The 26,791-nt window shown below is 72.7% G+C and carries 22 protein-coding genes and 3 pseudogenes; 12 read left to right on the top strand and 13 right to left on the bottom strand.

Going from position 1 to position 26,791, the window contains the following annotated elements; all coding sequences use genetic code 11:
* Positions 1-331 (bottom strand): annotated as a pseudogene (locus tag ACFPIH_RS47000) (radical SAM protein); the annotation flags it as partial.
* A gap of 105 nt (positions 332-436) precedes the next feature.
* Complete coding sequence (locus ACFPIH_RS46995) at positions 437-1,126, bottom strand: ATP-binding protein (protein WP_381177293.1); 690 nt, start codon at positions 1,124-1,126, stop codon at positions 437-439.
* A 219-nt stretch (positions 1,127-1,345) separates the two neighbouring features.
* Here ACFPIH_RS46995 and ACFPIH_RS46990 point away from each other — a divergent pair, with 219 nt between their 5' ends.
* A complete protein-coding gene (locus ACFPIH_RS46990) occupies positions 1,346-2,662 on the top strand; it encodes a helix-turn-helix domain-containing protein (RefSeq protein WP_381177290.1) in 1,317 nt (438 codons plus the stop codon).
* Here the strand turns inward: ACFPIH_RS46990 and ACFPIH_RS46985 are convergent.
* The 4 genes from ACFPIH_RS46985 to ACFPIH_RS46970 form a co-directional block, all read right to left on the bottom strand.
* Complete coding sequence (locus ACFPIH_RS46985; RefSeq protein WP_381177287.1) at positions 2,659-3,195, bottom strand: NUDIX hydrolase; 537 nt, start codon at positions 3,193-3,195, stop codon at positions 2,659-2,661. The two genes, ACFPIH_RS46990 and ACFPIH_RS46985, sit on opposite strands and share 4 nt — an antisense overlap.
* Positions 3,196-3,304: 109 nt before the next feature.
* The gene (locus tag ACFPIH_RS46980; RefSeq protein WP_381177284.1) at positions 3,305-5,308 is read right to left on the bottom strand and encodes an ATP-binding protein; all 2,004 of its coding nucleotides are present in this window, start codon (positions 5,306-5,308) and stop codon (positions 3,305-3,307) included.
* Complete coding sequence (locus ACFPIH_RS46975) at positions 5,305-5,961, bottom strand: Pvc16 family protein (protein ID WP_381177281.1); 657 nt, start codon at positions 5,959-5,961, stop codon at positions 5,305-5,307. The genes ACFPIH_RS46980 and ACFPIH_RS46975 overlap by 4 nt, the downstream gene beginning before the upstream one ends.
* 150 nt (positions 5,962-6,111) lie before the next feature.
* Positions 6,112-6,795, bottom strand: coding sequence for a helix-turn-helix transcriptional regulator (locus ACFPIH_RS46970; protein WP_381177278.1), 684 nt, complete (start codon positions 6,793-6,795; stop codon positions 6,112-6,114).
* 771 nt (positions 6,796-7,566) lie between these two features.
* Between ACFPIH_RS46970 and ACFPIH_RS46965 the strand changes: the two genes are divergently transcribed.
* Positions 7,567-10,680: an AAA family ATPase gene (locus ACFPIH_RS46965; protein WP_417801385.1), complete on the top strand. Its 3,114-nt coding sequence runs from the start codon at positions 7,567-7,569 to the stop codon at positions 10,678-10,680.
* Between the two features lie 29 nt (positions 10,681-10,709).
* On the opposite strand, the gene ACFPIH_RS46960 is transcribed toward ACFPIH_RS46965, so the two are convergent.
* Positions 10,710-11,078, bottom strand: coding sequence for a DUF4333 domain-containing protein (locus tag ACFPIH_RS46960; protein WP_381177272.1), 369 nt, complete (start codon positions 11,076-11,078; stop codon positions 10,710-10,712).
* An 86-nt stretch (positions 11,079-11,164) separates the two neighbouring features.
* Between ACFPIH_RS46960 and ACFPIH_RS46955 the strand changes: the two genes are divergently transcribed.
* The gene (locus tag ACFPIH_RS46955) at positions 11,165-12,355 is read left to right on the top strand and encodes a sensor histidine kinase (protein ID WP_381177269.1); all 1,191 of its coding nucleotides are present in this window, start codon (positions 11,165-11,167) and stop codon (positions 12,353-12,355) included.
* Between the two features lie 112 nt (positions 12,356-12,467).
* The gene (locus ACFPIH_RS46950) at positions 12,468-12,821 is read left to right on the top strand and encodes a hypothetical protein (RefSeq protein WP_381177266.1); all 354 of its coding nucleotides are present in this window, start codon (positions 12,468-12,470) and stop codon (positions 12,819-12,821) included.
* Here the strand turns inward: ACFPIH_RS46950 and ACFPIH_RS46945 are convergent.
* The gene (locus ACFPIH_RS46945; protein ID WP_381177263.1) at positions 12,794-13,660 is read right to left on the bottom strand and encodes a helix-turn-helix transcriptional regulator; all 867 of its coding nucleotides are present in this window, start codon (positions 13,658-13,660) and stop codon (positions 12,794-12,796) included. The two genes, ACFPIH_RS46950 and ACFPIH_RS46945, sit on opposite strands and share 28 nt — an antisense overlap.
* A gap of 85 nt (positions 13,661-13,745) precedes the next feature.
* Here ACFPIH_RS46945 and ACFPIH_RS46940 point away from each other — a divergent pair, with 85 nt between their 5' ends.
* A complete protein-coding gene (locus ACFPIH_RS46940) occupies positions 13,746-14,546 on the top strand; it encodes an SDR family NAD(P)-dependent oxidoreductase (protein ID WP_381177260.1) in 801 nt (266 codons plus the stop codon).
* 58 nt (positions 14,547-14,604) lie between these two features.
* Here ACFPIH_RS46940 and ACFPIH_RS46935 read toward each other — a convergent pair whose 3' ends face one another.
* Positions 14,605-15,063 carry an acyl-CoA thioesterase gene (locus ACFPIH_RS46935; protein WP_381177257.1) on the bottom strand — a complete coding sequence of 153 codons (459 nt, stop codon included), beginning with the start codon at positions 15,061-15,063 and terminating at the stop codon, positions 14,605-14,607.
* Positions 15,060-16,241: a macrolide family glycosyltransferase gene (locus tag ACFPIH_RS46930; RefSeq protein WP_381177254.1), complete on the bottom strand. Its 1,182-nt coding sequence runs from the start codon at positions 16,239-16,241 to the stop codon at positions 15,060-15,062. Before ACFPIH_RS46930 ends, ACFPIH_RS46935 begins: the two co-directional genes overlap by 4 nt.
* A 192-nt stretch (positions 16,242-16,433) precedes the next feature.
* Here ACFPIH_RS46930 and ACFPIH_RS46925 point away from each other — a divergent pair, with 192 nt between their 5' ends.
* Together ACFPIH_RS46925 and ACFPIH_RS46920 are read left to right on the top strand one after the other, a co-directional pair.
* The gene (locus tag ACFPIH_RS46925; protein ID WP_381177252.1) at positions 16,434-17,816 is read left to right on the top strand and encodes a wax ester/triacylglycerol synthase domain-containing protein; all 1,383 of its coding nucleotides are present in this window, start codon (positions 16,434-16,436) and stop codon (positions 17,814-17,816) included.
* Between the two features lie 12 nt (positions 17,817-17,828).
* Positions 17,829-18,052, top strand: a pseudogene (locus tag ACFPIH_RS46920) (signal peptidase I); the annotation flags it as partial.
* Between the two features lie 6 nt (positions 18,053-18,058).
* Here ACFPIH_RS46920 and ACFPIH_RS46915 read toward each other — a convergent pair.
* Positions 18,059-18,493 (bottom strand): VOC family protein, encoded by a 435-nt coding sequence (locus ACFPIH_RS46915; RefSeq protein WP_381177250.1) that lies wholly within the window; start codon positions 18,491-18,493, stop codon positions 18,059-18,061.
* Positions 18,494-18,717: 224 nt separating this feature from the next.
* Between ACFPIH_RS46915 and ACFPIH_RS46910 the strand changes: the two genes are divergently transcribed.
* The 3 genes from ACFPIH_RS46910 to ACFPIH_RS46900 all read left to right on the top strand — a co-directional run bounded on the left by ACFPIH_RS46910 (position 18,718) and on the right by ACFPIH_RS46900 (position 21,857).
* On the top strand, positions 18,718-20,313 hold the full coding sequence (locus ACFPIH_RS46910; protein ID WP_381177248.1) for a carbohydrate-binding protein: 1,596 nt from the start codon (positions 18,718-18,720) through the stop codon (positions 20,311-20,313).
* Between the two features lie 146 nt (positions 20,314-20,459).
* Positions 20,460-20,993: a SigE family RNA polymerase sigma factor gene (locus tag ACFPIH_RS46905; RefSeq protein ID WP_381177245.1), complete on the top strand. Its 534-nt coding sequence runs from the start codon at positions 20,460-20,462 to the stop codon at positions 20,991-20,993.
* A 9-nt stretch (positions 20,994-21,002) separates the two neighbouring features.
* The gene (locus ACFPIH_RS46900; RefSeq protein WP_381177242.1) at positions 21,003-21,857 is read left to right on the top strand and encodes a hypothetical protein; all 855 of its coding nucleotides are present in this window, start codon (positions 21,003-21,005) and stop codon (positions 21,855-21,857) included.
* A gap of 28 nt (positions 21,858-21,885) precedes the next feature.
* Here ACFPIH_RS46900 and ACFPIH_RS46895 read toward each other — a convergent pair whose 3' ends face one another.
* Complete coding sequence (locus ACFPIH_RS46895; protein ID WP_381177239.1) at positions 21,886-22,344, bottom strand: TIGR03618 family F420-dependent PPOX class oxidoreductase; 459 nt, start codon at positions 22,342-22,344, stop codon at positions 21,886-21,888.
* Between the two features lie 143 nt (positions 22,345-22,487).
* On the opposite strand from ACFPIH_RS46895, the gene ACFPIH_RS46890 reads away from it, so the two are divergent.
* Entirely contained in the window at positions 22,488-25,700 is a 3,213-nt protein-coding gene (locus tag ACFPIH_RS46890) for an AAA family ATPase (RefSeq protein ID WP_381177236.1), read from the top strand.
* Positions 25,684-25,968: a DUF6191 domain-containing protein gene (locus ACFPIH_RS46885; RefSeq protein ID WP_381177322.1), complete on the top strand. Its 285-nt coding sequence runs from the start codon at positions 25,684-25,686 to the stop codon at positions 25,966-25,968. Before ACFPIH_RS46890 ends, ACFPIH_RS46885 begins: the two co-directional genes overlap by 17 nt.
* Here ACFPIH_RS46885 and ACFPIH_RS46880 read toward each other — a convergent pair.
* Positions 25,883-26,743 (bottom strand): annotated as a pseudogene (locus ACFPIH_RS46880) (Rieske 2Fe-2S domain-containing protein); the annotation flags it as partial. The gene ACFPIH_RS46885 and the pseudogene ACFPIH_RS46880 overlap by 86 nt on opposite strands.
* Positions 26,744-26,791: the final 48 nt, after the last annotated feature.

Here is a 26,791-nt window from a genome sequence, read left to right as displayed (position 1 = left end):
GAACCTCGTTGAAGCCGAGTGCTTCGCGGAGCTGGACCAGCGCCGAGCGGAAGGATTCGTCAGGGAAGACGGGCGCCGCGACGAAACGTGCGCCGTTTGTGGCGAGGTAGAGCGAAACGCGGCCGGAGCGGCCGGCGGCTCCGAAGTCGCCTGTATGCCGGGCGTGGTTGTCGGCTGCGACGGGGGTGCCCTCGTTGTGGCAGAAGGTGCAGGTCATGCCGCAGGCGTCGATGACCTTTACGCGTAAGGTCCGGTCCATCGAGATGCGGACGGGAATGGCACTGCTGATACCCCGCAGGGCATGGTGCTGGATCATCTCAGGCTTCTCCATGGTCTGGGGCAGGGCGGACCAGCCAGCTCCTCGCCTCCGCCACGGCCGAAGGATTTCCGTGAGCGTTAACGGGTAGAGGCGGGCGTGTATGAGGCCGAATCGGCGTCAGCTCCGGGGCGACAGCCGGTGACAGAGGATGCTGTCCGCCTGGAGCACCTCCGGATCGATGCCCTGCGAACACTCCAGAAACGACGCGGTTGGCATGGGACGGGCGGACAGCACGTAGTGCGCTTCGTCGTCGTACGTGGTGACGGCGGACAGATCACCCGCGCCCAGCACCCGTAACGCGGCCTTGTGCTCGACGGCGCTGCCACACCACTCCCGCACCGGATGGGCGGCTGCGGCATCAAGCTGCTCCACGCTCCAGTCGGCCTCATGCTTGAGCCTGAAGTCGCACCACACCGTCTTGCCGCCTTGTCCGTCAACGACGCCCCAGTCATCGGACAATGCCTCGACCAGCAACAGCCCCCGGCCAGAGGTGCCCTCCAAGCGAGCCGCCCGCTGCACCGGCAGTCCGGCACCGTGGTCTTCCACCTCCACACGCAGGAACCGGGCCCATGCGAGCAAGCGGAGGGTGAAGCCGGACTGAGATGCCGCGTGCACGACGGCGTTGGTGCTCATCTCGCTGACACAGAGCTGTATGTCGTCGGACCGCTCCGTGATGCCCCAGTGAGCCACGGCACCCGTCACGAACTGCCGGGCCGCAGCCGCTGCCGCCGGGCAGCTGCCGAAGGACCGCTCGTCGGATCGGAGCGGCCTTCCACCATCTGCGTAAGCGTCTTGCAACATCGTCATTCGCACCGCTTCCTCCAGGAGAAGCCGACGGCCTCTGCGAAGGCGTCCAAGTGGTCCCGCCCGCGTATGTCCGAAGACTCGCTGCGAGCGCGAGATCAGGTTGGCTCGGGGGAAGGGCTACGAATAAGGCCCAGGTGATTACCCAACATGGGTAATCTCCTTGAACGCCCAGATCACCGCACGCCATGTCAGAAACCCTCGGAGGGAGGGGATCCGACGATGCCCGCCCCGGAACGACCCTGCGAGCTGCCCACTGCGCTCCTGCACGATCCGGAGATGGCGCACGCCTGCCGGATCCGGGACTTCGCCGCGATCTTCTACCTCGTACGTCGGCGAGCAGGGATCTATCCCTCCCGCATCGCAGCCCTGTGCGGGATGACTCCGAGCCGGGTCGGCGAGATCATGAGCGGCCGACGCAAACTGGCTCACATCGACGTCATCGAACGCGTCGCCGATGGACTCCGCATCCCCGGCGCCATGCTTGGGCTCGCTCACCGCCCCTGGGAAATCCCGTCCCGAGCCATGGTCACCGAGCCCGAACTCTCCTCGGTGGCACGAACAGGGCAAGAGGAGGAAGCCGACCGAGGCGGCATGAAGGGCCTCGACGACATCCTGTCGCTCGTCAACGAAGACCGCGTCACCCGCCCCATGCTGACCGCGATCCAGTCGTCCATCGAGGACTACTGGCGTCGCGACGACCAGCACGGCGGAGCAGCCCTCCGCCCGGCCGTAGTCGGCCAGCTGCGCCATGTCCAACGTCTCATCGTCAGCACTACCGACGGTGGCCTCAAGCGCAGCCTGCAGTCCCTGGCCGCCGAGTTGGCGCGGCTCGCGGGGTGGGCCTACTTCGACGCCCGCCGGTACAGCACAGCGCGGTCATACTTCTCCCAGGCCCTCTTGCTCGCAAAAGACATCGGCGACCAGCAGTTCACCGCCAACGTCCTGTCCTGCATGAGCCTGCTAGCCACATACGAGGGTGGCGCCGGCGAAGCTGCTGCCCTTGCCTGTGCCGCTCAGGACACCGCCCGTGACACAGCACCGTCCGCGCTCGTGATGTCCATGCTGCACATGCGCGAGGCCTTCGCCCTTGCGTCGCTCCGCGACGCCGCGGCTTGCTACAAAGCCATCGACAAAGCCCACCAGAACTTCGAACGGGCAGCTGACGAAGGCCCGGCACCTCAGTGGGTGCGCTACTTCGACGAAACCAAGCTTGTCGTCGACACCGGCATCGCCCTGGCCCAGCTAGGTGAACCCCACAAGGCCGAGCCTCTCATCGCCGAGGGCTTGCGACGCGAGAACGCCACCCAGCAGCGAGGGCGGGCCTTCCACGCGTTCTGGCTCGCCACCACCCAGCTCCAGCAGGGTGCCCTGGATCAAGCCTGCGACACCGCCGGCCTCGCCCTGGAGCTGGCGACCAGCGTCGAATCACCCCGCGTAACGGGCCACGTCCGCGAATTCCACGCCCGACTTCATCCATACGCCCGCGAGACCTCGGTGATCGCCTTCGAAGCCAAGATGCGCGAAGCCCTTTCCTAACCGGCCGTCGCCTCGTCCAGAAGCAGGTAAAGCAGCCCGATAAGGGAGCCGCTGCTGACGACCTCCCGACGGTCGATCATCCCCCGGATGTCCTTGAGCGGGATCCACTCGATCCGGTCCGACTCGTTCTTCTCCGTCGGCGGACCCACATACGAGGCAGCGTCCGCCCGGAAGACGTAGTGCTCGGAGTCGGTGATGCCATTGGCCGGCTGCCCATAGATCAGCGGTTTGGCCCCCTCGACCCGCCAGCCGGTCTCCTCCTCGACCTCGCGCACGGCCGCCTGCTCCGGTGTCTCGTCCGCCTCGATCAACCCCATGGGCAACTCCCACGCCCAGGTGTCCGTGATGAACCGGTGCCGCCACATCATCAGCACCCGCTTCTGGTCATCCACCACCGCAGTGACCGCCAGATGCCGCATCCGTACGACATGGTGCTCCCACCGCCGCCCATCGGGCTGCTGGACATCCACCAGCCAGAGATTGACCCAAGGGTTGCTGTAGATCTGCCGCTCACCGTGGATCTCCCACTGCATACGTCCAGCCCCTCTCAACGCCAGGACTCCAGCATGCCAGCCCTCAACTGTCGTTGGTTCAGTGCAGTGCAGTGCAGTGCAGTGCGGAGAGGAGAGGTTCAGCCGGGTCCTACCAGTTGGCTTCGCCGGGGACCAGGCGGCCTGCCTTGCGGTATTCGCGGCGGGCGCCCTCGAGGAGGTCGCCGTCGCCGACCTCCGCGCCGCGTCCGGCGGCCAGGTAGGCGGCGGTGACCACGGCGCTGCGGATCGAGCCGCCCGCCAGTTCGAAGGCGTCGGCCAGGGGGCTCGGGTCGACCCCCTCGACGCACGGCACATGGGCCAGCCCGTGCCGCCACAGGGCGAGCCGCTGCTCCTTGTCCGGGAACGGGAAGTCCACCACCAGGTCGAGCCGGCGGGTGAACGCCTCGTCGATGTTGGCGCGCAGGTTGGTCGTGAGCAGCGCGATGCCGTCGAAGGACTCCAGGCGCTGCAACAGGTAGGCGCTCTCCATGTTGGCGTACCGGTCGTGGGAGTCCTTGACCTCCGAGCGCTTGCCGAAGACCGCGTCGGCCTCGTCGAAGAGCAGTACGGCGTCGGTGCGGTCGGCCTCGGTGAAGATGCGCTCCAGGTTCTTCTCGGTCTCGCCGACGTACTTGTCGACGACGGAGGAGAGCTGGACGACGTAGAGGTCGAGCCCGAGTTCGGCGGCGACCACCTCGGCCGACAGGGTCTTGCCGGTGCCTGATTCGCCCGCGAACAGGCCGAGCACCCCTCGCCCCCGTCCGCCGCCCGCGCTGAGCCGCCAGTCGCCGAGGACGCGGTCGCGGTGGCGGGCGCGCAGGGCGAGTTCGTGGAGCTGGGTGAGGGGGCGGTCGGGCAGGACGAGATCCTCCCAGCCGACGGCGGGGCGGATGCGGCGGGCGTGCCGCTCCAGACCGGACGCCGACTGCTGGCGGGCGGCGAGGCGTACGTGGTCGGCGGTGAGCGGGCCGCCCTCGAAGGCGGCGAGGGCACGGGCGGCGAGCGCGGCGCGGGCGACCCGTTCGCCGCCGAGCCGGTACGGCGCGACGGTCGCGGCGAGGTCGAAGTCGAGGCGCGCGTCGAGCGCCGCTTCCCAGGCGGCCGTTCCGCCGGCCGGGCGGCGCGGGGCGTCCAGGACGAGCGGGTCGTCGGCCGACCAGTGCGGGTCGTAGGGGCGCGGGTCGGCGATCAGCACGGTCACGTCCTGCGCGGCGGTCAACGCGGCGACGAGCGCGGCCGGCTGGTCCGGGAGCCCGGACACGACGACCGCCCGCCCGGTGAGCCGGGCCTCCCGCAGCAGACCGGGCAGCTGTTCGACGGGCCCGGTGAAGCGGAGGGCGTCCATCCGGGCCGCGTCCAGGGCGGTGGCCACGGCGGCCAGTCCGTCACCCTCGCGGTGCTCACGCAGATAGACGCGGGTGGGGGCGTACGAGACCAGCTCGGCCAGCCGGCGGGCGAAGTCGTCGGCGGGCAGCGGGTGCGGCAGCGGCTGGAGGTGTCCGCGCAGGGCGGCGTCCGGGCTGTCGTCGCCGAGGAGATGCGCGAGCACCCGGTCCGGGACGCCCAACGAACGGCCCAGAAAGGGCCGTTCGGGCTCCTCGACCTCCAGCAGCCCGTACGAGGTGAGCGGGGCGGAGGAGTGGAAGCGGGCGCGGGCCGAGGCGAGGTGCGCGGGCGCCCCGCACAGGTCAAGGGCGAGCCCGGCCGTCGCCCGCCGGCGGCTGACGTCGTCGTTGAGATAGCCGTAGAGCGGCTCGAAGGTCCGGTCCAGATCGGGCGCGAGCGCGATGAGGAGGACGGCGACGTCGAACTCGGTGAGCCGCAGCCGGTCGGCGAGGGCGGTGAGCCGGTCGGCCGCGTGCCCTGCCACCGGCGTTCCGGAAACCGGGATCTCCGGAGCCCGGTGCAGCAGGTGCCGTACCGCCTCCTCCGACAGGTACAGCCCCCGCAGCGGATCCGCGGCGGTGGGATCCCCGGCGGCCCGTGCCTCGACGAACTCGCCGACCCGCTCCCGGAGGGCGGCGAGCCGGGCGAGCAGGGCCGAGGAATCGGTGGGTGCTTCGGTGGGCGCGCCGGTGGGTGCTCCGGTATCGCGGTCCGCCGTCGTGGTCACTGGCGGGCCTTGCGGGCGCTGCGGGCCGCCGCGACCTGGTGGGGGCGGTGGGCCCGTTCGCCGCTCTGCGGCGGATCGCCGTCGATCCCGCCGACGCGGACCGCCGCGCCCTCGGTGACCGGCGGACCGGCGTCGTACTCGGGGTACGCCGGGAAGGGCGCCGTGACCACCAGGTCGAGGGAGGGCTTGAGTTCACCGCCGAGGGCGGACCAGATCTCGGCCAGCGAACGGGACTCGGTCTGCACGCCGGCCACGCTCACCGGGATGGCGAGCCCCAACGCGCCCAGCGAACCGGGCAGCTCGTCGGCGGTGAGCAGCTCACGCGGAATCAGGTTCGCCAACACGGCGGACAGCAGCCGGTGTTCGTCCTGCGGCGTCTTGGTCCAGGCGGTGACAAGGTAGGAGAGACGGAACCAACGCGGCGGCTGACGCCTCTTCACTACGACATCACGCTCGTCGCGCACGGGTACCTGCCCGCGCTGGCGACGGGCAATGTCCTCGCGGATGTCGTACAAGTAGGCGTTCACCACGGGGGCGTTGCGGCGGGCCGACCAGTCACGCGTGGGAGCTTCGAAGGAGACATCGATGCCAGATCCGGTCAGCGCGCCGCCGCCGAGCAGGTCCTTGAGGACCTCGTCGACCTCGTGGATCACCGTCGCGCTCCTCAATCACCGTACATCGGCAGCTGTTCACCGATTATCCGCTCCATCGTCTCCCGGCGGCACGTTGATTCGCAGGCGCACGGGGGCCGGAGGCCGGGCACGACACGCTGCCCGCGTGTCCTCCTTCGAGTGCCCGTTCGGTCAGATGTAGCCTTCCCGGAGGGCATATGCCACTGCGTGTGCCCGGTTCCGCAGATGCAGGCGGGTCGTGAGTCCGTGCATCACGTTCTTGACTGTTCGTTCGGAGTAGGACAGCTTGCTGGCGATCTCTCCGGTGTCGAGGCCCTCGGCGACCAGCCGCAGGACGTCCACCTCTCGTGGCGCGAGGCCCAGTGAGGGCGCGCCCGGCCGCCCCGCCGAGCCCCGGTGCAGCGTGCCGACCTGGCTGATCAGCCGGCCGAGCAGATCGGCGGGCAGGTCGCCGTCGCCGCGCGCCGCGGCCGTCACCGCCTGCACCAGCCGGTGCGCGGTGGCCTCGCGGCGCCAGACGATGGCGCCGACGCCGCACTCGATGACGTCCAGGAGTTCGGTCTCGCGGATGGTTCCCACGACGAGCACGGCACGGGTGCCCTCGGTGCGCACGATCCGGCGCAGCCGGGCCAGCGCCGCCTCGTCGAGGGTGTCCTCGACGAGCAGCGCGACCGTGCCGGGGACCGGCGTCGGCTCCTCGCGGATCTCGAGCTCGGGGCGCCCGCGCAGCTGGCTGACCGCGCCCTCGCGGGAGATGGGGTCGGTGGCCAGCACGGCGACGGGTACACGCCGTCTGGTCGTCGGCGTCGGCGTCGGCACGGCGCCGCTGTCCGGTGTCCGGGGTGAGTTGAGCAACCGAGTCCCCCATGTTCACGGTCCCGCCGGTCGGTGGGAACCGGGGGCGGGTGGGTCGGTTCCAGAGTTCTGTGACGTACGGGGCGGCGCAATCGTGGACCACCACGAGGTGGACCACGAGAGCAGCGCGCACCACACCACGGGGTGCATGAATGACCGCAGGTCACTGCGGTCAACGGGGTCAACGGGGGTTGGTCGGTCGAAACAGGGGTTCCACGTGAGCCTCGCCACAGCGGTCGTACGAGCGGTACGACGGAGGAGGCAGAGATGACCACAACACCCGAATCCAACGGGTTTGCCGGGGCGACCGGGTCAACTGGCGCGGCCGGGTCTGCCAGGGCGGCTGGGTTTGCCGGGGCGGTCGGGATTACCGGGCTGGCCGCGTTCACCGGGGCGGCCGGGGTGGCCGGGTCCATCGGGGCGGCCGGGTCCATCGGGGCGGCCGGGGCGCCTGGGTCTGCCGGGTCTGCCGGGACTGTGGGGCTTACCGGGTCCGCTGGGGCCGCCGGGCTGTCCAAGGCAGCAGGGTCCGTTGGGTTTGTGGGGTCCGTAGGGCCCGTGGGGCTAACCGGGTCTGCCGGGCCCACCGACTCTGCCGGGGCGGCCGGGTCCGCCGGGGCGGCCGGGTCCGCCGGGTTCACCGGGCCAACCGACTCTGCCGGGCTCACCGGGCCAACCGACTCTGCCGGGCTCACCGGGCCAACCGACTCCGCCGAGTCCGCCGGGGTATCCGGGGCATCCGGGTCCGTCGGGCCAAGTGGGGCAGCTGGGGTGACCGGGGTTGTCGGGGGCTTGGGGGAGCGGGGTGATGCGTATGCGTTGCTTGCGGCGGAGGCTGAGCGGGCACGGGGTGGCAGTGGTCGGCTGGTCCTGCTGCGCGGTGCCACCGGAACCGGTCGTTCCGCGGTGCTGGAGGCCGCGGCGGCGGACGCCGCGGCGCGCGGAATGCGGGTGCTGCGGGCCCGCTGCTCCCCCGAGGACACCGCCCTGCCCTTCTCCTCGGTCCTCCATCTCCTCGGCCCCGTACCGGAGTTCGCCGGTGACGTCGAGCCCGGCCTGGACGACCGGGGAACCGCGGCGCGGCTCTGGCGGCTGCTGCGCTCGTACGCCGCCCAGGGCCCGGTACTGGTGGCGGTGGACGACGTCGACCTCGCCGACGACGCCTCGCGGCGCTGGTTGCTGGAGGCCGCCCGCCGACTCGACCGATTACCGGTATTGCTCGTCGTCACCGAGCGACGCCAGTACGACATCGACCCCCAGCCCCCTGGACTCACCCACGCCCTCACCCCGTCCCTGATCCGCACCCACACCCTCGCCCCGCTCTCCGACGCCGCGTCGGCCGAGCTGGTCCGCGCTGCCTTCCCCACCGCTCCGCCCCACTGGACGGCGGACTGCGTACGCGCCGCCGCGGGCAACCCCCTTCTCCTGCACGCCCTCCTCGACGACCTCGCCGGCGCCCCCACGACGGCACCCGTCCCGGAGACCTGCGCCGCGCTGTACCCGGGCTCCTACCCGGCCGCCGTCTCCTGGTGGCTGGACAACGCGGGCACGGCGACGGCGGAGGTCGCGAGAACCCTGGCAGCCCTGGAACAGGCGGCGGGCGCCACCCCTCCCACGGCGACCGCCGACACGTCCGCCGCGGCGTGGCCCACGGCGGCGACTCCTCCCGCCGCGGGCCTGCCACCCGCGTACCGCCCGGCAGAGGTCGCCGGTGCGGCCTCCGCAGAGGTCGCCGGGGCAGGCGTTTCAGACCCCTCCGGGGCAGGCGCCCCCGGTCCCGCCACGGCGCGCTCCTCGGAGGTCGTCGCCGTTGCCGGGGGCGGCGGTCAGGTGGATGCGGGGGTGTACTCCGCGGGTGCCGCGTACCTGGGGGCCGGTGGGGTGGAAGCCGGCGGTTACGTTGTTGACATCGGTGTCAGTGACAGCGTCGCCGGGCTGCTTGCCGAGGCATGTGGAGCCGATTCCGCTCGGGTCGCGGGGTGGCTCACCGCGATGACGCGGCTCGGGATGCTCAGACCGGACGCCACCGGCCGGCCCCGCTACGCGCATCCCCTCCTGCGGGACGCCGTACTCGCGGGCTGGTCGGCCGCCCGCCGGCAGGGCGCGCACCGGGCCGTCGCCGAGGCGATGCTGCGGCGCGGCGAGGGAGCCGAGGCGGTGGCCCGGCAGTTGCTGGGCTGCGCACCCGTCGGCCTGCCCTGGGCGCTGCGCGTGCTGCGCGACGCCGGCACCGTCGCCCTGCGCGCGGCCCGCACCGCCGACGCCGTCGGCTATCTGCGCCGCGCCCTGCGCGAACCCCTCCCCGACGATCTGCGCCAGCGCCTGCTGACCGAGCTCGGATCGTTGGAGTACGCCTGCGCCGACACCCCGGGCGGCATCCCGCGTCTCTCCGAGGCGCTCGACCTGCCCGCCGAACCGCGCGACCGGGTCCGTACGGCCATCGCCCTCGCCACCGCGCTCGCGGGCCGCGGGGAGGTCCGTACGGCGGTGGACGTGCTGCGTGGTCTGGAGGAGCGGCTGACCGGCCACCCCGACCTGGCCCGCACCCTCCAGACGGCGTCCGCGCTGCTCTCCGACCGCGACCAGACCGTCCGCCGGGACGCCTACCGCTGGCTCGCCGACACCGCCGACCGCTCCCCGGAACTGGTCGGCGCCGCCGGCCAGGCCCTGCTGGTGCGCTACGCGGCGACGGCCGGCGATCTCGGCGCGCAGGAGGCGATGAGCCGGCTGCGCACCCTGCTCACGGAACCCGCCGACCCGATGGCGGAGCCGTTCCTGCTGGGCACGGCCGCGGTCGTGGCCCAGTGGGCCGACCAGCTCGACGACGCGGAACGCCTCGTGGAGCGCGGCCTGGCCGGGCAGCGCCCGTCCCTTCTGCACCCGATGGGACAGGCCCTGCTGGACACCCGCTGGGACATCGCCGCGGCCAGGGGCGACTACGACACCCTGCTCGCCGCCTGGACGGGCCGCCCCGCCACCCGCGCACGCGGATCCGGATCCGGGCCCGGGCCAGGGCCCGAACCAGGAGCGGCACCCGGAGCGGCACCCGGATCCGGGCCGGGCAACGCCGACGCGCACGTCCTGCTCGCCCTGGTCGAGACGGGCCGCACCGACGAGGCCCGGCGCCTCGCCCACGGCTTCGACCTGCGCGAGGCCCCCGACTCCTGGGAACTGAACCGCTTCCTCTACGCGCGGGGAGTGCTGCGGTACACCGACGGGGACGTCACCGGCGCCCTGCACGACTTCCTGGAGTGCGGTCGCCGGCAGTCCGCGCGGGCGGTGCTCAGCCCGGTCGTCACCCCGTGGCGGACGGCCGCCGCGGAGTGCCGGCTGGCCCTGGGCAGCCCGCAGGAGGCGCTGGTGCTGGCGGAGGAGGAGCTGCGCCTGGCCCGGGTCTGGGGCACCCCGCGCACGGTGGGCCGCGCCCTGCGCGTCCTGAGCCGGGCGACGCAGGGCCGGCGCGGCCTGGAACTCGGCGACGAGGCGGTGTCCGTCCTGCGGGGCTCACCGGCCGAGGCGGAACTCATCGCCTCCCTCCTCGCCCAGGGCTTCCAGCTCACCGAGGCCGGCGAACGCGCCCGGGGCCGCGAGTACCTCCGCGAGGGCGCCGAACGCGCCGAACGCCTCGGCAGCGCACGCCTGTTGCGCTCCGCCGACCAGGCCCTGCGCACGGCCGGCGCCCGCCGCGCCGGCACCGCCCACACCGGATCCGCCGCCCTCACCAGCAGTGAGCGCCGGATCGCGGAACTCGCCGCGGGGGGCCGTACGAACACGGAGATAGCGAAGTCCCTGCACGTGGCCCGCCGCACGGTCGAGACCCATCTGACCAGCGCGTACCGGAAGCTGGGGATACGGCGGAGGGGGGAGCTGCGAGGCGTGCTGTGACGGTGAAGGTGCCGGTGCCGGTGCCGGGGTCAGCGCTCGAACCGCCAGGTCAGCCGCGCCCCCGCCACCTCCACCACCCGCACCGGGATGTCCACCGTCGTCCCGTCCGTCCGCCTGCCCGTACAGGTGATCCGGGTCCCCTCGACCGCCGTGAGCCCGGTCGGGCAGGACACCCGCACGTCCGTGCCGACCCACGGCAGCGGGTGGTACAGGCTCTCGGTGCGGCCGGCGACGATGTTCGGGGCGAGCGCCCGGTGGCCGTCGACCAGGACGGTGTCGTACCGGTCGAGGGTGGTGGTCGACTCCGTCCGGGCGATGAAATGCGTGACGACGCCGAAGGCGGCCAGCACCGCCGCCGCGCCGCCCGCGAAGCCGACGAGGAACCGGGTGTCGGGCATGGACGGGACGGTATCAGCCCACATCTGCCCCTTCCTCGACCATTCGGCCGATACCGTGATCGTCGCGCGCGCCTACCGTGAGCTGCATGAGAACCGGATGGCTGAAGGGCTGCGCGCGCGGCGCCGCCGTCGGCGCGCTGCTGGCGACGGCGCTCGTCGACCTGGCGGCGGCGAGCGAGATCGGCTACCCCCTGTGGCGTCCGGCGGCCGTGCTGGCGGTCGGGGTGACGGCCGTGCTGTGGCCGGCGGCCCGGCGCCCCGCCTGGCTCACCCCGCAACTCCGCACCGCCGTACCGGCCCTGGTCTCGCTCCTCTATACGGCGACCGCGTACGTCCTCCACCGCAACGCCCCCTTCGGGCCGGGCGAGGTGGCCGTTCTGCTCTGCCTGCTCTTCATCGCCGTACGGCACTGTCCGCCCCGATGGTCGGCGGCGTGCGCCGCGCTGGACGTCGTCGCGATGCTGACCACGCCGCTGCGGTACTACCGGGAGCTGGGGTCGGGAGAGGCGTCGGGCTTCGCCCTGGTCGGCCTGATCCTGGTCGGCCTGGTGGCCGCCTTCGCCGCGTACCTCCGCTCCCTGGACTACCGCCGTACGGTCGCCGTGGCCGACACCCGCCGCGAGGAACGCCTCGCCATCGCCGCCGACCTGCACGACTTCGTGGCCCACCACGTGACCGGGATCCTCGTCCAGACCCAGATGGCCCGCATGATGGCGGCGACCCGCCCCCAGGATCCCCATGACCCCCGGGACCCCCATGATCCCCAGGATCTCGATCCGGTGCTGGCCGGCATCGAACGCGCCGCGACCCAGGCCCTGTCCTCGATGCGCCGCACGGTCGGTGTGCTGCGGGACGCGGGCGAGGAGGCCGACCGCCGCCCGGCCGGCGACCTGGCCGCCATCACCGACCTCACCACCACCTTCGCGACCCCGGCCCAGCACGTCACCCTGTGCCGCGACCCGTCCCTCCCCGCCGACCTCCCCCACGAGGTGCAGGCCGCCGCGTTCCGTGTCGTCCAGGAGGCCCTGACGAACGTACGGCGCCACGCCGCCGACGCCACCACGGTCACGGTCGGCCTCCGCCACGCCGCCGGCCACCTGGAGGTCACCGTCCGCGACGACGGCCACGGCGGCACCCAGCTCCCCGCCGAGGCCCGCGGCGGCGGCTTCGGCCTCATCGGCCTCCGCGAACGCGTCACCGCCCTCGGCGGCCACCTCCACACGGGCCCCCACCCGACGGGCCCCGGCTGGGAGGTCCGAGCCCGCTTCCCGGCCTGATCGCTGCGCGTGGCCAACTCGTCGGCTTTCCCGCGCAAGCAGCGCTTACCGTGTGACGACGGGCCGTCGGCACGCGTCGTCGGCATCCATCGAACGCCCGTGAGGGAGGGACATGATCCGGGGGCGGTTCCGCCGCTACGGCGTACCCCTGCTGGTGCATCTGCTGATCGGCCTTCCCACGCTGCCCGCGCTCCTCTGCGCCCGCTGGTACGCCGCTCACGGCCACTGCGACATGGACGACTACGGCCGGTCCGGCCTGCGCGGATGCTCGTACGACCAGATCGAGGACAGCGGGTTCGTGCTGATCGGGCTGTTCCTGTTCGGCGGGATCGTCCTGCTGCTGCTCCTGCTCTACGACGTCCTGCGCGTCCGGTACGCCGGCCTGGCGCTCAGGCCACGACTGCTCACCCTGCCCGCCGTCCTGGTGCCGTACGTGGCCTACGTGGTCGCCGCGTCCTGGCGATGATCACCGGCCTCGGCTCCCAGCACGTTCAGAAGGGCCAGCGCCTCGGCGCCCGGGGATCCCGTCGGCGCGCTGTAGAGCACGAGGTGCTGGTCGCGGTCCGCGAGTGTGAGCGTGTCGCAGTCGACGGTGATCTCCCCGACGACCGGGTGGCGGAAGGTCTTCGTGAGCATCGGCGCGGCCTGCACGTCGTGCCGCTCCCAGAGCCGGGCGAAGTCGGGGCCGGCGTCGCGGAGTTCGTCGACGAGGCCGGTCACCGCGGGATCCGTCGGATAGCGGGCGAGGGTGGCGCGGAGCTCCATGACGACGTGGTGCCGGAACTCGGCGGCGTCGGAGATCCCGTACAGCGTCGCGTCGGAGTGCGTCGGCCCGAGGAACGCCCGGCGCGCGAGATTGCGGTCCTTGGGGGCTAGCCCGGCGAAGTCCTCCATGAGCGCGGCCGCGAGGTCGTTCCACGCGAGCACCTCGAACGCGGCGGAGATGACGAAGCCGGCCGTCTGCGGTATCCGCTCCAGGAGCGCGAGGATGCTCGGGCGGACGTCGCGCCGGTGCAGCCGGGTACGGGTCGGCGCGGTACCCGCGAGGACGTGGAGGTGGTCGGACTCGGCGTCCGTGAGCCGCAGCGCGCCCGCGATCCCGGCGAGGACCTCGCCCGACGGCCGCGGTGCCCTGCCCTGTTCGAGCCGGACGTAGTACTCCGTGGAGATGTGCGCGAGGACCGCGGCCTCCTCACGGCGCAGACCCGGTGTCCGGCGTCGCGGTCCGGAGGGGAGGCCGACGTCCTCCGGCCGGAGCCGCTCGCGACGGCTGCGGAGGAACGCCCCGAGCTCCTGTTTGTCCATACGCCCAGTGTGCGCGCGGCGCGGCGGCGGATCCTGGTACAGCCTGTGCCTGTATCCGGCCGGCAGCCGGCCGGACGCTGTTGCCATGACGAACAACACGAACAACACGAACACCACCGACAGCGCACTCGTCGGCCTGCTCACCGGCAAGGTCGTGTTCATCACCGGCGCCAGCCGCGGCATCGGGGCCGCCGCGGCCCGGCTCTTCGCCGCCGAGGGCGCCGCGGTCGTGCTCGCCGCCCGCAGTACCAAGGCCCTCGACGACATCGTCACCGAGATCCGCGCCGACGGAGGCGTCGCCGACGCCGTCACCATGGACCTCGCGGACCGCGCGAGCATCCGCGCGGCGGTCGACCGCGTCGAGGAGCTGCACGGACGGCTCGACGGCGCCTTCAACAACGGCGCGGTGATCCAGCGGCCCGGTCCGCTCGACACCACGAGCGACGAGGACATCGACGAGCAGTTCGCCGTGAACTTCCGCTCGCACTGGACCGCCATGACCGCCGAGGCCGCACTCATACGACGCGGCGGCGGCGGAGCGATCGTCAACACGTCGAGCATCGGCAGCCGCCGCGCGAACCCCGCCCTCCCCGCGTACGGCGCCATGAAGCGGGCCCTCAACAGCATCACCGAGACCGCGGCCGTGACCTGGGGCCGTCAGGGCATCCGCGTGAACGGCATCACCCCCGGCGGCACCGCCACGGAGATGATCGACGCGTGGGAGGCGGCGTCCCCGGGCATCATCGAAGCCGGCAAGGCGGCGACCCCCCTCGGCCGCATGGCCGAGCCCCGCGAGGTGGCCGAGGTCGCCGCGTGGCTGCTCAGCGACCGTGCCTCGATGGTGACCGGCGCGATCGTGCCGGTCGACGGCGGCCTCGGCGCCTGAACACCGACTCCGCGCCACCGGCGGGGAGTAGCCCGAAGCGCAGTCCCGGCCGGCGGTCTCAGGCGTCCGCGTCCGTCGCCGCGTGGCGGGCCAGGATCTCCAGTTCCTCCTCGTCCAGGCGGCGGGAGCAGCGGGCGGCGAGGTCGTAGGCGACGAGGGTGCTCAGACAGGTGCAGTAGATCCGCGGGCCCCGGGTGACATGGCTGACCAGGTGGAAGGAGGCGCGGCGGACGGAGGTGACCGTGGTGCGGATGGTGACCGGTTCCGGCTGGGCGGCCAACGGCTCGGTGTAGTCGAGTTCGTGGCGGGCGTAGACGATCCTGGGGCGGATCTCCTGCCCGGGGCGGGCCCGCTGGACGTAGACGAGGTCCATGTGGGCGTCCTGGATCATCTCCAGGAGGCGGACGTTGTTGACGTGGTTGAAGGAGTCAAGGTCGCTCATCCGGACCTGGCGGCTGTAGAGGTGCGGACGGACGGCGGGGGCGGCCGTGGCCGCGGAGGCCAGTGCGGGGGTCAACGGGTTCCTCCGAGCGCTGACTCGATCAGGTCGGCCGCCGCTTTCGTCCCTCCCGCGTGGGCGAGTTCGGTCCGGAGGGCCGAGATTCCGGCGCGGATCTGCTGGGACGACCTCACGCGCCATACCGCCTCGCGCAGGGCCTCCGGGGTGGCCTGCTCGCGGGGGAGGTGGGCGCCCAGGTGCAGGGCCTCGATCTGGGACGCGTTCACCCGCTGCTCCGACATCTGCGGGACCGCGACGATCGGCACCCCGTGGTGCAGTGCCTCCATCGTGCCGCCCATGCCGGCGTGCGAGACGAACACGTCCGTGTGGGTGAGCACGGAGAGCTGGGGCACGTGCGTGTGCACCTCGAAGTGGGAGGGGAGCGGGCCCAGTTGGTCCAGAGCGACCCGCGGGCCCACCGACATCACGACGTGGTCGTCGCCGTCGGCGAACGCCTCCACACAGGCCCGGTAGAAACCCGGCCGGCAGGTGAACTGGGAGCCCAGGGAGATCAGCAGGACCGGGGCGTCCGTCTTCGGATGCCAGGTGCCCTGGTAGGTGCGGTCGTCCAGGGCCGGTCCGACGTAGGCGACGTTGCGGGCCGCCACCGTCTCCGGGAGGCGCTGGAAGGTGTACGGGAGCGTGGCGACCGCGTGGACCGGGGCCTCGATCTCGTGGATGCGGGAGCTGTCCAGGCCGCGTTCCTCGAAGGCGGCGGCGAGTTCGGCGTAGCCGGGGAGGGCGGCGAGGCCGGGGGCGCCGTCGAAGAGTTCCGGGACGACACCGTCGTAGAACATGTGGGTGGGGGAGAAGAGGACCGTGGGGATCCGCCACTGCTCGGACAGGACGAGGCCCGCGAAGCCGTAGACGTCGTAGACGATCAGGTCCGGGCGGTCGGCGGAGTAGGCGCGGGTCAGGGCGGGGAGGGAGCCGAGGGAGGCCTGGACGGCCAGGGCGAAGCCCTCGGCGAGGCGTTCCGGGGGCTCCGGGGGCCGCGAGCCGTCGCCGTCGCCGACCGGGTAGAGGACCGGTTCGGCGCCCGCCGCCTTCACCGGGTGTACGAAGTCCTCCGTGATGGCGTACGTCACCCGGTGGCCCCGCCGGACGAGTTCCCCTACCACCCCCAGGGTCGGGTTGACGTGCCCCTGCATCGGCAGGTTGACGACGGCGATATGAGCGGGTCTCGTGCCAGACACGTTGCGTATGTCCTGTCCTGTGCGGTGCGTTGGAGTGCGCGGTTCTGCACAACGACCCGCCGGACCGGTCCGTGACCGTCACCCGTTGAAAGGTCACTCGATCGGGGAGGGCGAGGGTGTGGAGCGTTGACAGCGTGACTGGTGGTGGTACTGGGCCGTTGGGGTACCAGACCCCACGACAGGAGCAGTCACATGCCCGGATCGACGCGTCTGCCCTTCATGGAGGAGGGCATGGCCCGCTGGCCGTTCGGCCCGCCCCACGCCGGGATCGCCCTGGACTTCACCGGCACCCCGCCGACCCCCGACGAACTGCGGACCCTGGTCGCCGAACGGTGGGGCGGGCTGCCGAGACTCGCGCACGAGCTGGTCGCGGGGGGACGCCGGCACCGGTGGCGGGCGGGCGCCGGCTTCGACCCGGCCGCGCAGGTCGGGAGGGAGGACGTCACTCTGCGGGAGGCCATGGGGGAGTGGTTCCACGCCCCGTTCCCGCCGGGGACGCCGCCCTGGCGGCTTCATCTGCTGCGCGGGGCGACGACGGGCTCCGGTGAGTTCTCGCTCCTCTTCCGGATGCACCACAGCCTGCTCGACGGACGGTCGCTGACCACCCTGCTGCGGGCACTTCTCGACGGCGCGCCGCAGGTCGACGTCCCCGCGTCCCTGGCCGAGCCCCGCACCCGTCGCCGTACGGCGGTCGGCGGTCCGGGCATGCTGGCGGCGGGCCTCGCGGTACCGCTGCCGGGCAAGGGGGAACGGGCGCCGGCGTACACCGTCGTACACCTGCCCGCCGGCGCGCTGCGGGCCGCCCGCGCGGCGGGAGCGGGTGCGGTAGCGGGAACGGGCGCTGCGGCGGTGGGTGCGGAGGAAGGCCCGGCCACGGCGGGTCCGGGGGCCGGTCCGGCGGCGGAGGGTTCGGCCGCGTCAGCTCCGGCTGCGGCAGCTGCGGCGGGGCGGGTGGCCACGACCAACGAGGTGTTTCTGGCGGCGGTTTCGGGCGTGCTGCGGTCCTGTCTGCTCACGGCGGAGGGCGACTGGGGGGACTCCGGTGGCGCGCGGCGGGTCTGGCTCTCCGTGCCGGTCGACCAACGGCCGTCCGAGCACGGCGACTTCCTCGGCAACGCCTTCACCAACGTCCGGGTGCCCGCGCCCGTGGACCTCGCCGACCCGGCCGCCCGGCTCGCCGCCTGCACCGGGCTGCTGACCACCGAGACCCGGCCGCGCCGCACCGCGGAGAAGGTGACCGAGAGTGCCTTCGCGGCGTTTCCCGCGGTGACCCAGGCGCTGGCCCGGGGGCGTTTCTTCGCCGCCGACTACGCTCCTGCGGCCTGTTCCTACGTCCATCTCCGCGAGTCGGGCCGTACCCTCGCGGGCCGGGCGCTGCGGCGGGTCACCGTCGTCCCGATGGTGCCGCCGGACGACACCGTCACCTTCGGCCTCGGCGGCTGCTCCCGCGGCCACACCCTGAGCGTCGCCACCAACTCCGGCACCGAGGACGCGGATCTCCTCGCGGAGGCGTTCCTGCACGAACTGGGCCTGCTGGGCAGGCGGACCGAGCCCCGCAGGACCGTACGACCGTAGGCTCGTAGGTCGGACGCCGCCCTCGACCGGGGTCGCTGCTCGGTCACTTCAAGGACGCCGGCGATCCGCGGCGCAGCGAGACCGTCGAGATCAAGTGGGGCGTGCACCCGCGCGGCGACGAGCGTGCCCAATGGGTGAACGGGGAGGAGCGGACCGCCCTCCTCGTCCCCGTCAGCGACCACTCCTGGTACGCGGAGGAGGAGTCGGCCGTACTGGCCGTCCGCTGGCCGTCCGTCGGTCGGTCAGTCGAGACAGAACTCGTTGCCCTCGATGTCCTGCATCCCGAGGCACGACTCGTTGAAACCATCGGCACGCAGGAGTTGCCCGCGTACCGCGCCGAGCGGGACCAGTCGTGCGCATTCCGCCTCGAGTGCGGCGACGCGCTCTTCGCCCACGAGCCCGGTGCCGACCCGCACGTCGAGATGCACCCGATTCTTGACGACCTTGCCTTCGGGGACGCGCTGGAAGAACAGTCGCGGGCCGACACCTGAGGGATCAACGCAGGCGAACGCCGCACCCTGACGCTCGGGCGGCAGTGAACGATCGAAATCGTCCCAAGTGGCAAAGCCCTCCGGTGGCGGCGGTACGACGTACCCCAACACCTCGCACCAGAAACGAGCGACGCGCTCAGGTTCCGCGCAGTCGAAGGTGACCTGGAACTGCTTGATCGACGACATCGGCCCATCGTACACGTCCATCCATGTGAACAGAAATCATGTACACGTCCATTGACGTGTCCAGGGCGACAGTTCTAACTTCCCCGGAGAAAGCGCTTTCTGCACTTCTCTCCGCACCTTTCTCCGCACCTCTCTCCGCACCTCTTTCCCGGCCGCAGCGGCACCGCACCCGCACCTGCATCCGCACCCGCGCCCGCCCGTCGTTCTGGACATGGAGATCAACGATGCGTCATGTGCTTCACGTGAGACCCGCACTGGCCTGCACCGGTCTGCTGGCGAGCACTCTCGTCGCGCTCGCCGGCAGCGCCCCCGCCCAGGCCGCCACCGTCCGCCACGAGGCCGAGACCTCCCCGGCGGTCTGCACCGGCACCATCGACTCCGACTGGACCGGCTACTCCGGCAGCGGATTCTGCAACGGCACCAACGCGACCAGCGGATACGCCCAGTTCACCGTGAACGCGGCCACCGCCGGCACCGCGACCCTGAACGTCCGCTTCGCCAACGGCGCCACCACCGCCCGCCCGGCCTCGCTCGTCGTCAACGGCACGACCGTGCAGACTCCGTCCTTCGAGGCCACCGGCGCCTGGTCGACCTGGGTCACCAAGACGCTCACCGTGACGCTGAACGCCGGCAGCAACACCATCCGCCTCAACCCCACCACCGCGGACGGGCTGCCCAACGTCGACTACGTCGACGCGACGACCACCGACAGCACCACACCCCCCGCGAGCGGCGCGATCTACGTCTCCCCGAGCGGCACCGACGGCGCCGCCGGTACACAGTCCGCCCCGACCACGCTCACCTCGGCGATCAGCCGGGTCACCGCCGGCGGCACGATCTATCTGCGCGGAGGCACGTACAGCTACTCCTCGACGGTCACCGTCCCGCAGACCAGCAACGGGACCTCGGCCGCCCCGACCACCCTGTCCGCCTACCCCGGCGAGACCCCGGTCCTCAACTTCTCGGCGCAGAGCGAGAGTTCGTCGAACCGGGGGCTCCAGCTTTACGGCTCGTACTGGCACGTCCAGGGCATCGTCGTCGAACGCGCCGGTGACAACGGCATCTACGTCGGCGGCAGCCACAACGTCATCGAGCGCACGGTGACCCGCTACAACCGCGACACCGGGCTCCAGCTCGGCCGGATCTCCTCCAGCACGCCCGCCGCGCAGTGGCCCTCCGACAACCTGATCCTCTCCGCCGAGTCGCACGACAACGCCGACTCCGACGGCGAGGACGCCGACGGCTTCGCCGCGAAACTCACCACCGGGACCGGGAACGTCTTCCGTTACTCCGTCTCGCACAACAACATCGACGACGGCTGGGACCTGTACACCAAGACGGACACGGGGGCCATCGGCCCGGTGACCATCGAGGACTCCCTGGCGTACGGCAACGGCACGCTCTCCGACGGCACCGTGAACTCCAACGGCGACCGCAACGGCTACAAGCTGGGCGGCGACGACATCGCGGTCAACCATGTGGTGCGGCGCAGTATCGCCTACCGCAACGGCAAGCACGGGTTCACGTACAACAGCAACCCGGGCTCCATGGCCGTCTCGAACAACCTGAGCATCGACAACGCCACCCGCAACTACTCCTGGGACGCGGGGACCTCGGTGTTCCGCACCAACACCTCCTGCCGCTTCAACGTCAGCGGCTCCAACGACAAGACCGTCGGTGACGCCGACACCACCAACCAGTTCTGGACCGGGACCAACGGCTCCCGCTGCGCCTCCTCCTACGGCGGCGCGCTCGGCTGGTCCTTCGCCTCCGGCGGGCAGCTGGTGGTGACGCTGGGCGGCAGCCGGGTGACCTTGTAGCAGGGAGCGGCGGGTGCGGGGGAGGCCGGGGCCTTCTCCGCACCCGTACGTTCCGGAGAATTCGGTTTCAACCTTTGGCGGGCGGCAGCGCTCAGGAGAGGGGTGACAGGACAGGGCCTCATGGCAGGGCCCGGAGAGGAGAGCAGATGCCGGAGAACGGCCGGGGCTCCGAAGAGCCGGCGGGCTCCCGGAGACCCGAGAGCTTCGAGGCCTTCGCCCGCGTGAGCCAGAGACGGCTGTACCGGACCGCGTACCTGCTGTGCGGGGACCCGGACGCGGCCCGGGACCTGACCCAGACCACGCTCGCCAAGCTGTTCCAGCACTGGCGGCGGGCGAGCGCCGCCGACCACGTCGACGCCTACGCCAGGACCGTGCTCACCCGCACCTACCTGGCCGAACGGCGGCGCCGGCTGCGCGATCTGCTGGCGCACTCGCGCCCCGACCCCCGGCCCGCGTCCGAGCACGCCGACCTACGGGTGACCCTGCTCGCGGCCCTGGCCGGGCTCCCGCCCAGGGCCCGCGCCATGGTCGTGCTGCGGTACTGGGAGGACCAGAGCGTCGAGTCGGTCGCCGAACTGCTGAAGTGCAGCGAGTCCACGGTCAAGAGCCAGTGCTCACGCTCTCTGGCGAAGCTGCGCGCCCAACTGGGCGATGCCCATATCTACACCGCAGGGAGCTGAGGAACCGCCATGGGAGAGAACATGCCCGAAGCCGACCGCCGGAACGCCCTGCTGGTCCGGGACGCGATGGAACGCACGGTGGCGGAACTGCCGCCGCTGCACGACCTGGTGCCCCCCGCGGTCACCCAGGGCCGGCGCCGCAGGGCGCGGACCCGTCTCGCGGTCGCCGCCGGAGCCGTCTGTGTGGCCGGGGCGGTGGTGCTCGGCGCCGTGACGCTGCCGGGCGGGACCGACGGCGGTACGACGGTCGGTCCCGCCGCGAGCGGCAGCCCCACCCCGAGCGAGTCGCCCGACCCGGCCGGGGTCCGGGCGTTCCGGACGCCGGTCCACGTCGAACCCACGGACGACACCCAACGGACCATGGCCGACCTGCCGCCCGCCGAGCGGAAACGGCAGGAGGAGTTCCAGCAGCGGGCGGCCGTCCTTCTGGACGAACTGCTGCCGGACGCGGTGGGTCTGATCCGGCCGGTCGACAGCACGGTGCGCCGCTATCAGGGGGAGACCGAGGCCGGGAGGGTGTTCCCGATCATCTTCTCCGTACGGCCGTCCGGAGACGGGTCCGCTTCGACGCCCTGCTCGGCCGGGGCCGTCGGTCTCGCGGTCGGAGGCTGTGAGCGGGCCACGCTGCCCGGCGGTATCGAGGCGACGGCGTTCCGTGTCGTCGCCGACTCGGCGGAGACCACGGCCACCGCGGCGTTCTTCTCCTACGGGGACAGCAATGTCTCCCTGACCGTCGACCCGGACACGGACGCCACGGTCTCCGCCCCGGTCAGCGGCGAGGAGCTGCTGGCGGTGGTCGGTGACGCCCGCTTCCTCGAACTGGTGCGGTACGCCGACGCCGACCCGATGCGGGACTCCGGCTGAGGGTCCTGTGCCGTGGACTCCCGGCCGGTCAGCCGTCGATGTCGAGCGCCGTTCCGTACAGCCGGTCCACCTTCAGCCGGACGACCACCCGGCGTTCGGCGACCTGTTGGGCCAGGAACGGCTCCTCGTCCGCCGGCCTCGCGTCCGCCGGGATCATCCCCAGCAGCTCCCGTCCGACCGCGTCACCGGGGACCGTCGTGACCTCGGAGACCTCCGCCTCTCCCTCGGCGACGGCGAACGACCACACGTCGTCGCCCCGCACATGCAGCGCGGCATGCGGGTCGCGGCTCAGGTGCCGGAGCTTGACGCGGTCGGCCGTCGTCGAGAACCGCGCGATGCGGGCGTCGGCGTCCCACCTGTAGACCATGGTGGTCAGATGGGGGTGGCCGGTGCTCCGGACGGTGGCGAGCGTGCCGAACCGTTGGCTGCCGAGCAGTTCGGAAAGGGCGTCGCCGGACAGTGCGCGGGGCGCGGGGCCTTGAGTCATGACGTGATCAACTCCCTTGGCCGCCTTGGTATTTCCTCTTTCCGCCGGGTGCCGGCGAGCGCGCCGGTTGGTCTGCTCCATCCCTTCTCCCTACGGTGACATGACGGGCTTTTTGCGTGTCATGTCCTTCGGGGGGAGCCGTGGTGCGGGTACGGGAGTGGGTGGGCGGCCGTTGGCCGCTGGTGGGACGTGAGCCGGAACTGGACGCGTTCCGCGCGGCGTTGACGGACCCGGAGTGCCGGGGGTTCTTCGTGGCCGGAGCGGCGGGCGTGGGCAAGTCCCGGCTGGCCGAGGAGTGCGTGGAGCGGGCCGCGGCGGACGGGTTCAAGGTGGGGCGGGCCACGGCGACCGCCGTGGCCCGCGCGGTGCCGCTGGGTGCCATCGCGCACCTGCTGCCCGCCGGGGTGGACCTGTCCGACCCGGTGGCCGGCTTCGCCGCGGTCGCCAGGGAACTCGCCGCGGGGCCCGGGCGGCGCCGGCGCGTGCTGCTGGTCGACGACGTGCATCTGCTGGACTCCGCCTCGGCGGTGCTGCTCCGGCAGCTGATGGACACCGGGGCCGTCCGGCTGATCGGCACGGTCCGTACCGGGGAGCCGTACGGTGACGCCGTCGCGGCGCTCGCGGGCGGCGACACGGTGTACCGGGTCGACCTGACCGAACTGGGCCCGGAGCAGATCGCGGAGCTGCTGCAGGCCGCGCTCGGCAGACCGGTCGCCCGGGACACCGTGCACGAGTTGTCGGCCGCGAGCGGCGGCAATGTGCTGTACCTGCGCGAACTGGTCCTCGGCGCCCTGACCACCGGGGATCTCGCGGAGGACGGGGAGATCTGGCACCTGCGCGAGGGCCGCCTGCCGGGCGGGCCCCGGTCGGCCGACGCGGGCGGGGTGTGGGGGGCTGATGCGGTCGGTTCCGGGCTGGCGGGCGGGGTGCGGGGGGTTGATGCGCTCGGTTCCCGTTCGGCGGGCGGGGTGCGGGGGATTGAAGCGCCCGGCTTCCGTTCGGCGGGCGAGGCCCGGCGGGGTGAAGCGCGCGACTCCTGTTCGGCGGGCGGGGTGCGGGGGGCTGATGCACTCGGTTCCCGTTCGGCCGGCGGGGCGCCCGGTTCCCGTTCGGCGGGCGAGGTCCGGCGGGGTGAAGAGCCCGGTTCCCGTTCGGCCGGCGAGGCGCAGGGGGCTGAAGCGCCCGGCTTCCGTTCGGTCGGCGGGGCGCAGGGGGCTGAAGCGCCCGGCTTCCGTTCGGTCGGCGGGGCGCAGGGGGCTGAAGTGCCTGGCCCTCGGTTGGCCGGCGAGGCACGGCGGGCTTATGCGTCCGGTTCCGGGACCGCGGGCGACGCGTGGTCGGTCGAAGGGGGTGGTTATCGGCTGGCGGGTACCGTGCGGCTTGCCGAGGTGATCGGGGCGCGGCTGGCGGGGGCCGACTCCGCGGGGCGTCCCGTCCTGGAGCTGCTCGCGCTGTGCGAGCCGTTGCCGCTGGCCGACGCCGAGGCGCTCGCGCCGTCGCGCGTGGTGGCCGGTCTGGAACAGGCCGGGCTGATCCGGGTGACGCAGGACCGGCGGCGCACCACCGTGTCCCTGGCCCACCCCCTGTACGGCGAGGTGCTGCGCGCCGGGCTGCCGGTGCTGCGCCGCCGGGCCCTGTTACTGGACCAGGCGGCCCGCACCGAGGCCCGCGGCGCCCGTCGGCGGGGCGATCTGCTGCGCATCGCGACCTGGCGGCTGGGCGCCACCGGCACGGCCGACCCCGCCCTGCTCGTCCAGGCCGCGGTGCTGGCCCGTCACGCCCACGACTACGCCCAGGCCGTCGCACTCCTGGAGGCCGTACCCGACGACCACCACACCATCGCCACCCGCTCGATGCTCGGCGACGCCTTCTTCGAGATGGGCCGCTGGACCGAGGCCGAGGCGGTGCTCGCCCGGGCCGACGCGCTGGCCCGCGGTGAGCGGGAGAAACTCGCGGTCGCCCTGGTCCGTACGACGAACCTGCTGTGGAGCAACGCCCCCGTCGCCGAGGCGCTCGCGGTCAACGACGCGGCCCTCTCCCACATCACGCATCCGGCCGACCGCCGCAAGCTCAAGATCAACGAGGGTTTCATGCGGATCGCCGCGGGCCAACCCGCCGCGGGGCTCGCCCTGTTGGAGGACCTGGAGACGGACGTCCGGGACGCCTCCGACGTCGACGCCTGGCTGCGCGGGGCCTGGATGAAGCCCGCCGGGCTGGCCCTGGTGGGCCGTAGCCGCGAGGCCACGATCTGGGCGGAGCGCGCTCACGCCGCCCACCGGCAGGTCGACGAACTCGCCCTGGCCTCCCATCCCGCCTTCCAGCGCATTCCGCTCGTCCTCGCGCTCACCGAGGCGGGGTGCCCGGCCGAGGCGCGCCGGGTGGGCGAGCGGGCCTTCGCGGAACTGGTCGCCGCCGATTCCGTGGTGCGGGTCTGGATGGCGGTGCTGCTCGGCCGTACGGAGTGGCTGGCCGGGCGTCCGGCGACCGCCCGCCGCTGGTGGGCCGAGGCCGCCGCGCTGGCCCGTACCTTCGACCACGCCATGGCCCTGCGCCCGGTACTCGCCGGACTCGCCGCCTGTGCGGCCGTACTCGGCGACCTGGACGCGGCCGAGACGGCGCTGGCCGAGCACCGCACGCTGCCCCTGCTGGCGCCGGGCCTGCTGTCCGCCGGCGAGGAACGCCTGGGCGAGGCCTGGCTGCTGGCCGCCCGCGGGCATCTGGGCCGGGCCCGGTCCGTCCTCACCGCCGCCGCCCGCACCGCCCGTGCCACCGGTCATCGCACCGGCGAGGCGCTGCTGCTGACCGACGTCGCCCGGCTCGGCGGCGCCAAGGAGGTCACGGACCGGCTGACCGAACTCGCCCGGAGCTGCGACGGCGAACTCGCCCCCGCCCGGGCCCGGCTGGCGGAGGCGCTCACCGCCGACGACCCCGGCCGGCTCCTGGGGGCCGCCGACGCCTGCGAGGCCGTCGGCGCCGATCTGCTCACGGCCGAGGCGGCGGTGGCCGCGTCGGTCGCCTGGCACCGGGCGGGCGAGCCGCGCCGCGCCTCGGCCGCCGGCCGGCGGGCCGCCACGGCGGTGGCCCGCTGCGAAGGCGCCCGTACACCACTGCTGGCCACCGCCCGGGCGACGGCTCCGCTCACCGTCCGCGAACGGGAGATCGCCCTGCTCGCGGCGGTCGGCAACGCCAGCAACGACATCGCCCGGGCTCTCACCCTCTCCGTGCGCACGGTCGACAACCACCTGCACCGCGCCTACGCCAAACTCGGCGTCACCACCCGAGGAGAGCTGGCCAAGAGCCTGGGAACACCACTGCCGTCGAGGAGACCGGCGCCATGGGATTCGCCGTCTTCATGAACTCAGGGAGCGCCAGTCGGCGCTGATCCTGCGGGACGACGAGGAGGACGGGGCTCCGCCGCACCGTACGACGGTGGCGGTGGTCCGGATGCCGCAGAGGGAGTCACAGCGTCGTCGGCCGGATAGAACTGGGCGTACCAGCGCCGGAGTTGCCGGATCCCCTGTTCGTGGGGGAGCAGGACCGGGCGCGGCTGATGCACCTTGTGGTCCCAGATCCGTACCTCCTCGCGCACCTCGCCCAGCGCCTCCGCGCGGAAGACGAGCTTGAGCGCGGGCGTCAGGAAGCGGACGGGGCGGCCGGCGCGGCCCGGATGCCGGAGGTAGTACAGCATCCGCAGTTCGCCGGTGGTGTCGTCGACGGGGGTCGAGAGCGCGACGGCGGTCACGGAGAGGGCCGGGCCGTGGGTCCGCACCACCATCACCCCCGGCCCGTACATGAACGCGTCGAAGGTGTTGTCGATGTCCCACCCGAACACGCGCCGCCGGATCCGCCCGCGCGCCTCGGCGAACGGCCCGTCGGCCCGCCACTCCTGCACGGGGGGTTCGCTCTGGCCGTGGATGAAGTGGAAATGCGACTCGTCGACGATGTTCTCGCGCATCTCCTGGATGTGGATCCGGGCGCGGCAGGTGTCGTCGACGGGCGAGGAGAAGTCCCGGGACGTGGTCTCCGGGATCTCGGGCACCTCCCACTCGGGCTCCCCGGGACCCACGTACACGAACACGAGCCCACTGTGCTCCCGCACCGGGAAGCCGCCGAGCGCCACCTTGGGTGTGCGTACCGCGAACGGCGCCTCGACGCACCGGCCGTCCGGCCCGAACCGCCAGCCGTGGAAGGGGCACTGCACCGTCCCGTCCACGACCTTGCCGCCGGCGCCGAGATGCGCGCCGTAGTGCGGACAGTGCGCGTCGCGCACGGCCGCCCGTCCGTCGGCCCCGCGGAAGGCGATGAGCGCCCTGCCGAAGTAGTGCAGGCTGACGACCTTCCCCGCGCGCAGTTCACCGCTCCGCAGCACCCCGTACCAGCCGTACGGCACGACGGGCATCGGATACTCGTCGGCTCGCGGATCCCGGGGAAGCGTGTCGAGGCTGCC

The sequence above is a fragment of the Streptomyces vulcanius genome (genome assembly GCF_042653945.1).
In the GTDB taxonomy this organism is placed as follows: Bacteria; Actinomycetota; Actinomycetes; order Streptomycetales; family Streptomycetaceae; genus Streptomyces; species Streptomyces mangrovi.
This window is presented reverse-complemented; position numbering and strand designations above follow the sequence as displayed.